Genomic DNA, 15,607 nt, shown 5'->3' with positions numbered 1-15,607 from the left:
ACTTACGATATGGCTAAGAAAATTAACATACCAACTGATAAAAACGTCATTAGAGTACCTATTGAAGAAGCAATGCCAGATAACTATTTACCTTATGCGGTAGAAGTAGCAAAGGAAAGGGCGTTGCCAGATGTTAGGGATGGGTTAAAACCAGTTCACAGAAGAATATTATATGGTGCATATAGGCTAAAAGCATTTCCAGATAAACCTTATTATAAATCTGCTAGGATTGTCGGTGATATTTTAGGTAAATATCATCCACATGGAGATTCATCTGTATATGATGCAATGGTTATATTAGCGCAAAATTTTAGTACAAAAGAACCGTTGATTGATGGACATGGAAACTGGGGAAGTATAGATGGAGATTCAGCAGCAGCGATGCGTTATACAGAAGCAAGACTTTCGAGCATTGCTTTAGAAATGTTAAGAGATATCGAAAAAGACACAGTAGATATGGTAGATAACTATTCAGGATCAGAATTAGAACCTAGCGTACTTCCAAGTAGATATCCTAACATTTTAGTTAATGGAAGCTTTGGTATTGCAGTAGGACTTTCAACTAATATTCCACCACATAATTTAGGAGAAGTAATAGACGGAATATTAGCTTATATTGATAATGAAGAAATAACAACAAAAGAATTAATGAATTATATAAAAGGGCCTGACCTTCCAACAGGTGGAGAACTTATTGGAAGTGATTCTATATTATCTGCTTATGAAACTGGTACAGGCAAGGTGGTTTTAAGAGCAAAAACTAGTGTAGAAAAGAATGAAAACAATAGATGGTGTATTGTTATAACTGAATTTCCATATAGAAAAAATAAGGCTAAATTGCTTCAAACAATATCTGAAATGACCGGGGATAAGAAGCATTCAAAGATTCTTGATGGAATAATGGATATAAGAGATGAATCTGATAGAACTGGTATTAGGGCAGTAATTGAATTTAAAAAATCTGTTGATGAAGAAGGAGCTAAAAGAGTTTTAAAATATCTTTATATGAAGACGGAACTTCAATGTAACCTTCCATTTAATATGGTTGCTATAGCAGATGGAAAACCACAAACTTTATCTTTAAAGAGTATTTTAAAACATTATATAAATCATCAAAAAGAAATTATAACAAGAAGAACTGCAAAAGAATTGAAAGAAGCAGAAAAGAGACATCATATAGTTGAAGGGTTTATTAAAGCCATTGGAATAATGGATGAAGTAATTAAAACTATAAGAGAATCTACATCAAAAGCAAATGCTAGAGAAAACCTTATGAATAAGTTTCAGTTCTCAGAATTGCAAAGTGATGCTATTCTTGAACTTATGTTATATAGATTAACAGGGCTTGAAATAAAAGCTTTCGAAAAGGAATATAAAGAATTATCTAAATTAATAAAGAGATTAAGAAGAATATTAAATGATGATAAAGAATTATTAGCAGTTGTAAAGAAAGAATTAGAAGAAGTTAAGGATAATTATTTTACAGAAAGAAAAACAAAGATACTTGATGGAGTAGAAGATACTAAATTTGATATGGAAGATATTATTGTTTCAGAAGATGTAGTAATAACTTTATCTAATGAAGGATATATAAAAAGAATTTCTAAGAAGAGTTTCAATAGACTTTCATCAGGGGTAGAGGATATAGAATATAGAGAAGGAGACTTCAATAGATTCTTATTACAAGCAAATACTAAAGATAATATAATGATTTTTACTGATAAGGGTAATATGTATCAGACTAAGGTAAATAATATTAAAGAAATGAAGTGGAAAGAAAAAGGTGAAAAGATTTCTGAAATCATTAAGAGTTGCACTTTAGATGATGAGTCTATAGTATATGCTACAACTATTGGGCAAGAAAATATAAATAATGATTTTGTATTCATAACGTCAAAAGGTTTCTATAAGAAAACTTCAGTAGATAAGTTTATAACAGCGTATTCGAAGATTGCTGCTCTTAAGCTGAAAAATGATGAAACATTAGTAATGGTAGATACTATTTCTAAAGATAATGAAAGTAGATTTTTAAATATAACACTTAGAAGTGCATTAAACTTTATTGTGGAAGAGCCAGAAACACAAGATGGTGAAAGAATGGCTGCAACTTCTAAGTTCGTATACTTACCAAATAAAGATGAGATAATGGCTGCTGAAATAGTTAATGAAGGAGTTTATGCTGAATTCTCTCTTGATATAAATAAAAAAGGTATTATTAAGAAAAAAAATAGTGGAAAGAAAATAACTTCTAATGATGATATATTATTATTTACAAGTAAAGGATCAGTATTAAAAGTTAGTGCTGCGTTATTTGAAAATTTAGAAGAAAATTATGATTTAACTAAATATTATGAAGGTTTCTTAAAGAATGATGAAATTATAAAGGTAGTTTATACTAATGATTATCAAGGAATAGTAGTGTTCTCTACTGAACTTGGATATATAAAGAAAACTAGACTTGAAGAATTCAAAAAAGATGAAGGAATCACGTTAGGTTATAAACTTAAAACTGCTGATGATAAGTTAGTACGTGTAGAAGTTATAGAAGATGATATTGATTATATAATGGTAACTAAAAAAGGTATGGCTCTTAGAATTAATACTAGTTCAGTAAGTGAGATGGGGAAAGTAGCTTCAGGAGTAATTGCAATATCGTTAAGAGATGAAGATAAAGTCATTTATTGTAATGTTATAAATAAAGAGTATGATATAAAAATGATTTCGAAGAATAAAGAAGAGAAAGTTATAAATACTAAGGAATTAAATACACAAAATAGAGCTACTAGAGGAAAGAGTGTATTTACAGTAGGTATGGATGACTATGTAAATAAAATAAATTAGGGGTGATAAGATGAAAAATGTAGTAGTATTTTTCGCCACAGGTTTTGAGGAAGTTGAAGGTTTAGCGGTTGTAGATATATTAAGAAGAGCTGGTGTCAGTGTTGATATTTGTTCTCTTAATGGAGAATATGTTACAGGATCTCATAATATAACTATAAAAAGTGATATTTTAATAGAAAATATAGATATAGATAAATATCATTGTATAGTATTACCAGGTGGGTTACCAGGTGCAACAAATTTAAGAGATGATAAAAGAATTATAGAATTTGTTCAAAAGTTTGACAAAGAAGGAAAATTTGTAGCTGCTATTTGTGCAGCACCTATCGTTTTAGAAAAAGCAGATATAATAAGAGATAGAGCAGTAACTTCATATCCAGGATCTTTAGAAAATAGTGAAAAATTTAATTATAAAGAAGAAGTTGTAGTTAGAAGTGAAAATCTTATTACAAGTAGAGGACCAGCTACTGTATTAGAATTTGCATATAATATTCTTGAAGCTATGGATTTAAAAGATAAAGCAAATTTATTAAGAGAAGCAATGATGGTTAATTTCTACAATAAGAACATATAGAGATGATAAAGAGGCTATCGTAATACAAGGAACTGTGTCACAATAAATATTGTGAGCAGTTCTTTTTTGTGAATAAGTAAGAGTAAAGCATAAATTTATAAGAAGGAGTATGATATATGATTAAATATTTATCAAATGGTATAAAGGTTATAATTGAAGAAGCAGAAGGAGAGTTGACTAATTTTACCGTTGGGTTTAATGGAGGAGCGTTACAGGATGATGAATACTTAGGAATATGTCATTATATAGAGCATGGATTATTTTTAGGGACAAAGAATAGAAGTGAGGAAGATATAAATAAAGAATTTGATAAATATTTTGGTTTTTATAATGCTATGACTAATTATTCATATGTAGTTTATTATGGAACAACTTTTAATGAAGATTTTAAAAAAGGAATAGAATTATATAGTGATATATTATTAAATCCTACGTTTCCTGATGAAAAACTTAATAGAGAAAAAAATATAATTTATACAGAGATTGATGAATGGTTGCAAAATGAAAAGTTAAAAAGTGAAAGTATATTATTTTCAAAAATTTTCGATGGTAGGTTGCAAAATATAATTCATGGAACTAAAGAATCTATAAAAGAAATAACAAAAGAAAACGTAATAGAGAAATATGAAAGCATATATGTAGCAGAAAATTGTACTATCTCTATTGTTACAGCTTTAAAAAGTGATGAGGTATTGAAAGTCTTAGAAGAAAATTTTTCATCTATGAAAAGAGGATATAAAATCTCATATCCTGAAAGAAAGGTTTTATCTGGAAATAAGATTGTTGTAAATAATGAAAAAAGTAATACAGCTACGGTTTTTGCATCAGTTGATTTGCACGGCTTAAATAAAGAAGAAAAGGAATGTATGTATGTATTAGATTATATTTTAGGTAATGGTACAAATTCGATATTATATGATAGACTTCGTACAACAAAGGCGTTAGTTTATGATGTAGAAACAGAGATTAGATTTGATTCTGGGGTAGAAGTATATTTAGTTAATGCTATGACAAGTAAAGATCAAGGAGAAGAGGTAGCATTTGAAGTTGAAGATATATTGAGTAATGTTGAAAGATATATATCAGATATTACTGAAGATGAGTTGCAACATTATATAAAAAAAATAAAGATGAATAAAATTATAAGATGGGAGAGAAAGATTCAAAAGGCTAAAGATTTATCAGCGGAAGATATTATGTATTCAGAAGAAAATAATTTTGAAGGAAAGAAAAAAGAATTAGTAAATAAGGAATTACTTTTAAAATTGTGTGATAGAATTAAGAATTACTCCATATTAATTAATAATTAGTATTTTTGTGGGGTAAAAAATGAGAAAGGAATATTATTTAAAGAATTTACATTGTATAAGTTGTGGAGAAAAAATTGAAAAACGATTAAAAAAATTAGATTTTATAAAGGATATACAAGTAGATTTTATAACTAAAAGAATCTATATAGAAACAAAAGATAATGTAAGAAATGTAGATAAGAAAATAAAAAAAGCTATACATTCTATAGAACCTAATTGTATTTTAGAAGAAAAAAAGTATATGCATGAAGAAGAAATATCTAATATAGATATAGTAAAATACATAATGGCTGTTACGATGTTTCTTTTAGGAATTGTTTTAGATAATAAATATTCTTTTTATTTATTAATTATAGCGTACATAGTTATAGGTGGAAAAATTATATTAAAATCAGTGAAAAATATTAGTAAGGGTAATATTTTTGATGAGAATTTTTTAATGTCACTAGCTACGTTAACAGCAATAGGAATCAATCAATATAAAGAGGCTGTAGCAGTAATGCTCTTTTATAGTATTGGAGAAATGATACAAAGTCTTTCTATAGAATCTTCGAGGAATTCTATTAAAGAGCTATTAAAACTAAAAGAACCCAAGATTAATTGTATCGAAGGAGATACACTAATAAGAAAACCTATTGAAAAGGTAATGGTAGGTGAAGTAATTTTAGTTAAGGCGGGAGAAAAGATACCTTTAGATGGAAAATTAATTGATAAAATATGTATATGTGATACATCACCACTTACAGGAGAAGTTATTCCAAAGGTATATACAAAAGGTGATAATGTAAACAGTGGAATTATAAATATAAATGATCCGGTGAAGATAAAAGTAGAAGCTGAATATAAAAATTCTACAATTAAGCAGGTTTTAGACTTAGTGGAGAATTCTACTCTTAAAAAAGGGAAAAGTGAAAAAATGATAACAAAATTCTCTAGGGTATATACTCCAGTTATACTTATAATAGCTTTATTTACTACTGTGTTCGGGTATAGTATTTTTGGTGGGAAATTAGTAGCATGGATTTACAAATCATTGATATTTTTAGTGTTATCATGTCCTTGTGCGTTAGTATTATCAATACCTCTTGGATATTTTTCAGGAATTGGTGCAGCTGCAAAGCATGGAATTATGATAAAAGGAGCTAAGTATTTAGATGGTATTTGTAATCTAGAAAGTATTTTCTTTGATAAAACAGGAACAATTACAGAAGGAAAGTTTCATATAACAGAAGTTATACCGTTTATAAATGTAAGAAAGGAAGAACTTATAGAAGTAGCAGTTGCAGCTGAGTACTATTCAAATCATCCTATAGCAAAAACTTTAAGAAATTCTTATAATAATAATATAGACATAAGGTTATTGTCCAATTTTAAAGAATATGTAGGTATGGGTAATAGATGTATATATAAAGGTAGAGATATTCTTATTGGAAACAGTAAACTTATGAGTAAGTATAATATAAGCGTTAAAGATAATAGTAAAGTTGGTACAGTTATATATATAGCTGTGAATGGAAAAGCAATTGGAAAACTTGTGTTTAATGATAAAATAAAGAAAGAGAGCTATAAAGCTATAAACGATATAAAAGAGCTAGGAATTAATGATATATATATTTTGTCAGGAGATTGTAAAGAAAATGTAGATGATGTAAAGAGTTTGTTAGCTATAGAGAAAGGAGCAAGTGATTTATTGCCTCAAGATAAAATTAAAGCTTTTGAAGAATTGTCTAAAAATAAAATTGCGTTATTTGTAGGTGATGGTATCAATGATGCACCGGTATTATCTATGGCACATGTTGGAATAGCAATGGGGGGACTTGGATCTGATGTTGCGATAGAAGCTGCGGATATGGTAATAATGGGAGATGACCTTAGCAAAATTCCAACTATAATAAGAATTGCAAGAGCTACAAAAAAAGTGATTTTGCAAAATATAATATTATGTCTTGGTGTCAAAGTTATTATTTTATTATTAGGTATATTTAATCATTCAACATTGTGGGAAGCTGTATTTGCAGATGTAGGTGTAGCATTGATTGCTATTTTCAACTCAATTAGAATAGAATATAAAAAGTATAATTAAAAAAGCAGGGGGATAAATAATATTTTTGTAATCCCCGTTTTTATAGGAGATAATATGGAAAAAAGATGGGTAATTAAAAATAGTAAAGCCAATATAGAAGAACTATCAAGAAAATCATTCATATCTAAAGTAATAGCAAAGATATTAGTAAATAGAAATATATCTACAACAGAAGAAATAGAAAAGTTTTTAAAAGTTAGTTTAGATGATACACATGATCCATTTTTAATGGAAGATATGGATAAAGGAACAGACATTATATCAGAAGATATAACAGCGGGAAATAAAATAGCTATATATGGTGATTATGATGTAGACGGTGTTGCGTCAACAACTATATTATATATTGCATTAAAAAAGATAGGAGCTAATGTAATATATTATATACCGGATAGAGAAAAAGATGGGTATGGACTAAATGAAAATTCATTGTATTCATTGAAAGAGCAGGGAGTAAAAACTATTTTAACCTGTGATAATGGAATAGCTGCTATAAATGAAGTTAAAAAGTGCAAGGAATTTGGGATGAATATTGTAATAACAGATCATCATGATTTACCATATGAAGATGGTGATAATACTAAGGTAATTATTCCTAAAGCAGATGCTGTTATAAATCCAAAGAGATTAGATTGCAATTATCCTTTTAAATTAGTTTGTGGTGCTACTGTAGCATATAAGTTTTCATTGGCTTTGTATATAAAAAGAAATATTGATACATCGATATTAAAAGATCTATTAGTGTTTGCAGGCGTAGCAACTATATGTGATGTTGTTGATCTTATAGATGAAAATAGAGTTATTGCTAAATATGCAATTGATGTATTAAATGGAACTGTAAATAATGTCGGGATGAGAGCACTTATTGAAGCATGTAATTTACAAGATAAAGAGATTAACTCATACTCAATAGGATTTGTATTAGGACCATGTATAAATGCTTCAGGAAGATTAGAAACAGCCAAAATGGCAGTTGACTTATTTGTTTCTAAAGAATATGAAAAATGTATTGAAATTGCTAAAAAGCTAGTGGAATTAAATAAGACAAGAAAGATGATGACAGAAGAAGCTGTAGAATCTGTAATTAAACAAATAGAAAACAGTGATATTATAAATGATAAAGTTTTAGTGGTACTAGATAAAGAAATTCATGAGTCTCTAGCGGGAATTATAGCAGGAAGAATTAAAGAGAGGTATAATAGGCCAACAATAGTGCTTACTTCAGGCAGCAATAATATAATAAAAGGATCAGGAAGATCTATAGAAGAATATAATATGTTTGAAGAGCTTACAAAGGTAAAAGAGAATTTTTTAAAGTTTGGAGGACATCCTATGGCAGCAGGAATGTCTCTAGAAAGTTGCAATGTAGATAAACTAAGAAGAGAGTTAAATGAAAACTGTGCCCTAGATGAAAATGATCTTATTAAAAAGTATACAATAGATTGTAGTTTTAAAATTGGAAATATTAATAATCAGTTGGTATATGACATAAATATGTTAGAACCTTTTGGTAAGGGAAATCATAGACCAGTGTTAGGTGATAAAGGTGTAGAAGTTAATAAAATATTGGCATTTGGTGAAGAAAATAATGTAATAAAGTTTGAATTTGCCAATAGTCCTGATGGAATGATATTTGAAAATGTCGAAAATGTAAGTAATAATATAAAAGCCTGGTATGGAGAGGAATACGGAGAAATCGTAAGCTATGATAGATATAAAACGATAACATTACCTGTAGGTTGTAAGATGGATATATTATATTCTCCAACATTTAATAAATATAATGGAAATATTAATATACAATTAAAAATAGTAGATTATAGAAAAATGAAAGTATAATTGAATGTGTTACATAATTTGCTATATTTCAGGTTTTCATATATAATATAAGTGATTTTATTCTATGAAGGGATATGTTACTTATGGAAAAACGTAGCTTATTAAAAAAAGAATTGGAAAATTCACCCTATAATAAGATATATTTAGATAGAAATCTTAAAGTTTTGTATTTAAATGGTAATGCAAGGAAATATTTCAAAAACAAGAAGTATAAAGACTTATATTCTATATGTGCTGATTATAAAATGAAAGACTTTGCTGGTGAAGAATATGAAGTGAAATATGATAAGCTTATAGAAACTTTTGAAATAAATGAGCCTTTTGCTATACATGAGTATATTCGTATAAATGGTAAAATATATGATTTTAATATGTATTCTTTACAAGATAGTGGTATCAATATAGCTATAGTAATTAATTTTTTTGACGTTACAAGTAAAGTTGAGAATGATGTGTTAGGATCAAATGAATTATTACAAAGTATTATTTCGTTAAAGGCTAGATTAGATGTATCAAATAAAATTAAAGAAAAATATAGAGTGAATATGAATCAATTTAACAAATTAATGAGCAATGTATCAGTAGGTTATATCTTATATGATGAAAAATATAATATAGTTTTTAGTAGTAATAGAGTTTATGAAATTTTAGATTTTCATGGATATAGTATTTATAGTTGGTTTGATTTTAATGATAAAAGTAGCGAAGATTATAGAGTAAATATGATGCTTAATAATTATATTTCTAAAGGTAAGGAGCTAAATGGTTACGAATTAGAAGTTAATGAGAATGGTGTTAAAAAATATATAGAAATTTATATTTCTTATACTACAGACGAAAATGGAGAGAGTAATACAATAATTACATTTAAGGATGTAACAAAAGATACTGAAATAAAAGTTGTAAAAGAGGAAAATAAGAAATATATTAATGATGTTTTGAATAATATAGATATTCCTATCTTAGTTATAGATTGTAATAATTCTAATATAATTTTTTCAAATGATAAAATGAAAGAAGAATTTAAAGTATTTGAAGGTGAACTAAAAAAATACGCAGTATTAGAAATGATACCATACTATAGAAAGGCATTACAAACTAAAGAAAAATGTTGTTGTAATCAAATTAAATATGAAGATCGTTATAAGAAGGTGTTCTTTTATCCTTATATAGGAGATAACAAAGAAATATCAATTATGTATGTTCATGCTATTGATATTACTGATGAGGTAATAAGGGTTAATGAAAATGAGAGATTACAAGATATAAGAAATTCATATTTTTCGATGATCTCTCATGAACTTAGAACTCCTCTTACAGTAATATATTCTTCATTGCAACTTATAGATACATTATATAGTGACAGTATAAATGATAAGTTTGATGCTATACTAAAAACAATAAATAACAATTCTAGAAGGCTTATGAGGTTGGTTAATAATGTATTAGATATGTCAAAGATAGATGCTGGATATCTAGTTCTTAATGAAGATAATATAGAAGTTGTAAGTTTTGTAGAAGAATTAGTAGATTCAATTATATCTTTTTCTAAAAGTAAAAATATAAATATTATATTTGATACTAATATAGAGGAATTATATATAAGTATAGATAGTGAAAAATTAGAAAGAGTAATTTTAAATGTGTTATCCAATGCTGTAAAGTTTACTCCAAGTGGGAAAAGTATATTTGTAAATTTGTTTATTAATATAAAAATATCAAAGTTATATATATCTATAAAGGATGAAGGGGTAGGAATAGAAGAAGAAAAGCTACCATTAATTTTTAATCAATATGTAGAGGCAAGTAAAGGGAAAAAAGAAATGGAAGGAACAGGTCTAGGATTAGCTATTGTAAAGAAGTTTGTTGAATCAATGGGTGGAAAGATAGAAGTATCTTCTGTATATGGTAGTGGAACTACCTTTGATATAGAATTAGGATTTGAACATTGCCCTGAAGAGGATATGATACAAAGAGGAGTATATGATCAGATTTCTAGAAAGGTTAAAGTTGAATTTTCAGTTATTGAGTAGTACATATATTATTATTGAAAAAAATTTTGAATTTATATAATATAAAAATGTAATAATATTTAGGAGATGGTGTTTTGAGCAAATATAAAATATTGATGACAGGTGGAGGAACCGGGGGACATGTTGTCCCAAATTTAGCATTGATTCCAAGATTGCAGCAAGAGGGTTTCGATATTTTTTATATAGGATCTATTAATGGCATTGAAAGAAAACTAATAGAAGAGACAGGGATAAAATACCATCCTATATCTTCAGGAAAATTAAGACGTTATTTTGATATTAAAAACTTTACAGATCCCTTTAAAGTAATTAAAGGATTAGCAGAAGCATTTTCTATTATAAGAAAAGAAAAGCCAGATGTTGTTTTTTCAAAAGGTGGATTTGTTGCAGTACCAGTAGTTATAGCAGCAAGTATGTTAAAAGTCCCAGTAGTAGCCCATGAATCAGATATTACTCCAGGACTTGCAAATAAGTTATCACAACCATATGTAAGTAAGTTATGTGTAACATTTCCTGAATCTATCAAGTATGTAAAGGATAATAAAGGAGTAGTTACTGGTACACCTATAAGAGAAGAATTGTTTAAGGGTAATGCAGAAAATGCCTTAAAGTTTTTAAATTTTTCTGGTAGAAAACCAGTTATTTTAATAATGGGCGGAAGCTTAGGATCAAAAGTGATTAATGAGAGTATAAGAAACAATTTAGATTTATTAACTAGAAAATATGATATAGTTCATTTATGTGGAAAAGGAAATTTGGATGATTCCTTAAAAGGTAAAGAAGGTTATAGACAATTTGAATATATTAATGAAGAATTAAAAGATATAATGGCTTTATCATCTATGATTATTACTAGAGGGGGATCAAACAGTTTATTTGAAATTTTAGCATTAAATAAACCAAATATAATAATTCCGTTATCAAGAGCAGCTTCAAGAGGAGATCAAATTCTAAATGCTGCATCCTTTGAAAAATCAGGCTATTCTATAGTTATTCAAGAAGAAGATTTAAATAGTGATATATTAATTGAAAAAATCAACTTATTGGAAAGAAATAGGGATCTTTATATTAATAATATGAGAGAATCTAAGTTACAAGGAGCTATAGACAAAATAATAGCTATAATTAAAGAAAGTATTAAGAAAAAAAAGTAGAATATATGCTAAAATAATAAGTATATATAAAAACGAGGCAGATATGTCTCGTTTTTACAGTTGTTATTTAGCTATCTATATAGTATTATTAATAATAATTATCAATTATATACGATGAAGATTTATATAAAGAGGTGAAATACATGAGAAATATGAAAACAATGGATGGGAATACTGCTGCAGCATATATTGCATATGCTTTTACAGAAGTAGCAGCGATCTATCCAATTACACCATCATCACCAATGGCTGAAAGTTTTGATGAATGGATGAGTAAAGGAAAGAAAAATATTTTTAATCAAAAAGTAAAGGTAATGGAAATGCAATCAGAAGCAGGGGCAGCAGGAGCATTACATGGATCTTTACAATCAGGAGCTTTGACTACTACGTTTACTGCTTCACAAGGATTACTACTTATGATACCAAACATGTATAAGATAGCTGGTGAATTATTACCTTGTGTATTCCATGTAAGTGCTAGAGCTATTGCTACATCTGCATTAAACATTTTTGGAGATCATAGTGATGTTATGGCTACTAGACAAACAGGATTTGCTATGCTTGCGGAATCTTCAGTGCAAGAAGTTATGGATTTATCAGCAGTAGCTCATTTAGCATCTATTGAAGGAAAAATACCATTTATTAATTTCTTCGATGGATTCAGAACTTCACATGAAATTCAAAAAATAGAAGTATTAGAATATGATGAATTAAAAGAATTATTAAATATGGATGCTGTAAATGATTTTAGAAGAAGAGCATTAAATCCAGATCATCCTGTGACAAGAGGAACTGCAGAAAATCCAGATATATATTTCCAACAAAGGGAAACATGTAATGAGTACTATGAAAAGTTACCAGAAATAGTAGATGGTTACATGAAGAAAATAAATAAATTAACAGGAAAGAATTATGGTTTGTTTAATTACTATGGGGCAGAAGATGCTGAAAGAGTAATTGTTGCTATGGGATCTATATGTGAGTTATGTGAAGAAGTAGTAGATTACTTGAATGAAAATGGTGAAAAAGTAGGTTTAGTAAACGTTCACTTATATAGACCATTTGCAACAGACTATTTATTAAAAGCAATACCATCAACAGTTAAAAAGATAGCAGTATTAGATAGAACAAAAGAACCAGGAGCAAAAGGAGAACCACTATATTTAGATGTAGTTAATGCTTTCTTTGGCAAAAAGGATGCACCTGTAATAGTAGGAGGAAGATATGGTATTGGTTCAAAGGATACAACACCATCTCATGTTATAGGAGTATTTAATAATTTACATAAAGATGAACCAAAAAATCACTTTACTGTTGGTATTGTAGATGATGTTACATTTACATCAATTGAAAGTGGAGAAGATATTGATACTACACCAGAGGGAACAAAAGCATGTAAATTCTGGGGACTTGGCTCAGATGGAACTGTAGGTGCAAATAAGAGTGCTATAAAAATCATAGGAGATCATACAGATATGTATGCTCAAGGATATTTTGCTTATGATTCCAAAAAATCAGGTGGTATAACAATATCACATTTAAGATTTGGTAAAAATAAAATAAAATCTCCATATTTAATTAATAAGGCTGATTTTGTAGCATGCCATAATCAATCATATGTATATAAATATAATATGTTAAGTGATATAAAAGAAGGTGGAACTTTCTTATTAAATACAGTATGGTCTGAAAAAGAAATAGAAAGTAAATTACCAGCTCATTATAAGAGAGAAATTGCAAACAAAAAGGTTAAATTTTACACAATAAATGCTGTTAAGATTGCTCAAGAAATAGGTCTTGGTGGTAGAATCAATATGATAATGCAATCAGCATTCTTTAAACTTTCTGATATAATTTCAATAGATACTGCAATAGGGTATTTAAAAGAAGCAGTAGTATCATCTTATGGTAAGAAAGGTCAAAAAGTTATAGATATGAACTTTGCTGCTATTGACAAAGGAGTTCAATCTATAGTTGAAATAAAGATACCAGAAGAATGGAAGGATGCAAAAGATCTTGAAGTATCTGAAGCAAGAAAAGTACCTTCATTTGTTAAGAATATATTAGAACCTATAAATAAGCAAGAAGGTGATAAGATAACTGTAGGTGATCTTATCAAAAATGGAATGGTTGATGGTACATTACCAGCAGGAACAGCTGCTTATGAAAAGAGAGGTATAGCTATTAACGTTCCAGAATGGAAAATAGAAAATTGTATTCAATGTAATCAATGTTCATATGTTTGTCCTCATGCAACTATAAGACCGTTTTTAATGGATGAAGAAGAAGTTAAAAATGCACCAGAAGGATTTGAAACTAAGGTTGCTACTGGCGCAAAAGAATTAAATTACAGAATAGCTGTAGATGTGTTAGATTGTACTGGATGTGGAAATTGTACAGAAGTTTGTCCTGCTAAAGAAAAAGCTTTAGTAATGAAGCCAATAGAAACACAAATGGATAAACAAAAAATATGGGATTATGCTAAAAATGAAGTTAAAGTAAAGAAAAATCCAATGAAGAAAGAAACAGTGAAAGGTTCACAATTTGAAACTCCATTAGTAGAGTTCTCAGGAGCTTGTGCAGGATGTGGAGAAACTCCATATGCTAAGATAGTAACACAATTATTTGGTGATAGAATGATGGTTGCTAATGCAACAGGATGTTCTTCTATATGGGGAGCTTCAGCACCAGCAACTGCATATACTAAAAACGACAAAGGACATGGTCCAGCTTGGGCAAACTCTTTATTTGAAGATAATGCTGAATTTGGATTAGGTATGTTGCTAGGTACAAAACAAGTGAGAGAAGGGTTAGCTGAAAAAGTTAAGAATGCATTAAGTCTTGATATATCAGAAGAATTAAAATCTGCAATGGAAGATTGGCTTAATAACATAGATAATGGTAATGAAACTAGATTTAGAGCTGATAGATTAAGCACACTTCTTGAAAATGAAAAAGAAAAAGATGAATTATTACAAGAGATTTATAAAGAAAAAGATTTCTTTGTAAAGAGATCTCAATGGATCTTCGGTGGAGATGGTTGGGCATATGACATAGGTTACGGTGGATTAGACCATGTTATAGCATCAGGAGAGAATGTAAATATATTAGTATTTGATACAGAAATATATTCAAATACTGGAGGTCAAGCTTCAAAATCATCACCAGCAGCTGCTGTAGCTAAATTTGCAGCATCAGGAAAGAGAACTAAGAAAAAAGACTTAGGAATGATGGCAATGAGCTATGGTTATGTATATGTTGCGCAAATTGGTATGGGTGCTGATAAAAATCAAACTTTAAAAGCAATTGCAGAAGCAGAAGCATATGATGGACCATCATTAATAATAGCTTATGCTCCATGTATAAGTCATGGTATTAAGGCAGGTATGATGAGTTCTCAAGAAGAAACAAGAAGAGCTGTTAATTGTGGATACTGGTCATTATATAGATACAATCCAGAATTAAAAGATGCAGATAAAAATCCATTTATATTAGATTCAAAAGAACCAAAATGGGATGATTTTGAAGACTTCTTAATGGGTGAAGTAAGATTTGCGTCATTAAAGAAATCTTTCCCAGATGTTGCTGATGAATTATTTAAGAAAACTAAGAAAGATGCAATGGATAGATTATCATCATATAAGAGATTAGCAATGGATTAATATTGTATAATTGAGCAGTTTAAGGATATAATTTAAAATAAATTAATATCTAAAGAAAAAAATGCTTTTAATTTATTGAAATTGAGGTTAAAATGAATTGAAGACCTAAAG

8 protein-coding genes are annotated in these 15,607 nt (G+C 28.4%); all 8 read left to right on the top strand.

What is annotated here, in order from left to right; translation table 11 throughout:
- Nucleotides 1–9 precede the first annotated feature (9 nt).
- A complete protein-coding gene (locus tag KQI30_RS00165; RefSeq protein WP_216461137.1) occupies nt 10–2,841 on the top strand; it encodes a DNA topoisomerase IV subunit A in 2,832 nt (943 codons plus the stop codon).
- A 10-nt stretch (nt 2,842–2,851) separates the two neighbouring features.
- The gene (locus KQI30_RS00160; protein WP_216461136.1) at nt 2,852–3,415 is read left to right on the top strand and encodes a DJ-1 family glyoxalase III; all 564 of its coding nucleotides are present in this window, start codon (nt 2,852–2,854) and stop codon (nt 3,413–3,415) included.
- 116 nt (nt 3,416–3,531) lie between these two features.
- Nucleotides 3,532–4,725 (top strand): M16 family metallopeptidase, encoded by a 1,194-nt coding sequence (locus tag KQI30_RS00155; protein ID WP_216461135.1) that lies wholly within the window; start codon nt 3,532–3,534, stop codon nt 4,723–4,725.
- Between the two features lie 19 nt (nt 4,726–4,744).
- Nucleotides 4,745–6,808 carry a heavy metal translocating P-type ATPase gene (locus tag KQI30_RS00150; RefSeq protein ID WP_216461134.1) on the top strand — a complete coding sequence of 688 codons (2,064 nt, stop codon included), beginning with the start codon at nt 4,745–4,747 and terminating at the stop codon, nt 6,806–6,808.
- Nucleotides 6,809–6,862: 54 nt separating this feature from the next.
- Complete coding sequence (gene recJ / locus KQI30_RS00145; protein WP_216461133.1) at nt 6,863–8,647, top strand: single-stranded-DNA-specific exonuclease RecJ; 1,785 nt, start codon at nt 6,863–6,865, stop codon at nt 8,645–8,647.
- Nucleotides 8,648–8,730: 83 nt separating this feature from the next.
- On the top strand, nt 8,731–10,680 hold the full coding sequence (locus KQI30_RS00140) for a sensor histidine kinase (RefSeq protein ID WP_216461132.1): 1,950 nt from the start codon (nt 8,731–8,733) through the stop codon (nt 10,678–10,680).
- Nucleotides 10,681–10,754: 74 nt separating this feature from the next.
- A complete protein-coding gene (locus tag KQI30_RS00135) occupies nt 10,755–11,834 on the top strand; it encodes an undecaprenyldiphospho-muramoylpentapeptide beta-N-acetylglucosaminyltransferase (RefSeq protein ID WP_301281791.1) in 1,080 nt (359 codons plus the stop codon).
- A 143-nt stretch (nt 11,835–11,977) separates the two neighbouring features.
- The gene (nifJ, locus tag KQI30_RS00130; protein WP_216461131.1) at nt 11,978–15,496 is read left to right on the top strand and encodes a pyruvate:ferredoxin (flavodoxin) oxidoreductase; all 3,519 of its coding nucleotides are present in this window, start codon (nt 11,978–11,980) and stop codon (nt 15,494–15,496) included.
- Nucleotides 15,497–15,607 lie beyond the last annotated feature (111 nt).

The sequence above is a fragment of the Clostridium bornimense genome, assembly GCF_018917145.1.
GTDB lineage: Bacteria > Bacillota > Clostridia > Clostridiales > Clostridiaceae > Clostridium_AN > Clostridium_AN bornimense_A.
Note: the sequence above shows the minus strand (reverse complement) of the source record. Positions and strands in the feature narration are given on the sequence as shown.

Coding starts and splice junctions, on each gene's coding strand:
- KQI30_RS00165 (WP_216461137.1), top strand. CDS start 10: ATGGCTAAGAAAATTAACATACCAACTGATAAAAACGTCATTAGAGTA.
- KQI30_RS00160 (WP_216461136.1), top strand. CDS start 2,852: ATGAAAAATGTAGTAGTATTTTTCGCCACAGGTTTTGAGGAAGTTGAA.
- KQI30_RS00155 (WP_216461135.1), top strand. CDS start 3,532: ATGATTAAATATTTATCAAATGGTATAAAGGTTATAATTGAAGAAGCA.
- KQI30_RS00150 (WP_216461134.1), top strand. CDS start 4,745: ATGAGAAAGGAATATTATTTAAAGAATTTACATTGTATAAGTTGTGGA.
- recJ (WP_216461133.1), top strand. CDS start 6,863: ATGGAAAAAAGATGGGTAATTAAAAATAGTAAAGCCAATATAGAAGAA.
- KQI30_RS00140 (WP_216461132.1), top strand. CDS start 8,731: ATGGAAAAACGTAGCTTATTAAAAAAAGAATTGGAAAATTCACCCTAT.
- nifJ (WP_216461131.1), top strand. CDS start 11,978: ATGAGAAATATGAAAACAATGGATGGGAATACTGCTGCAGCATATATT.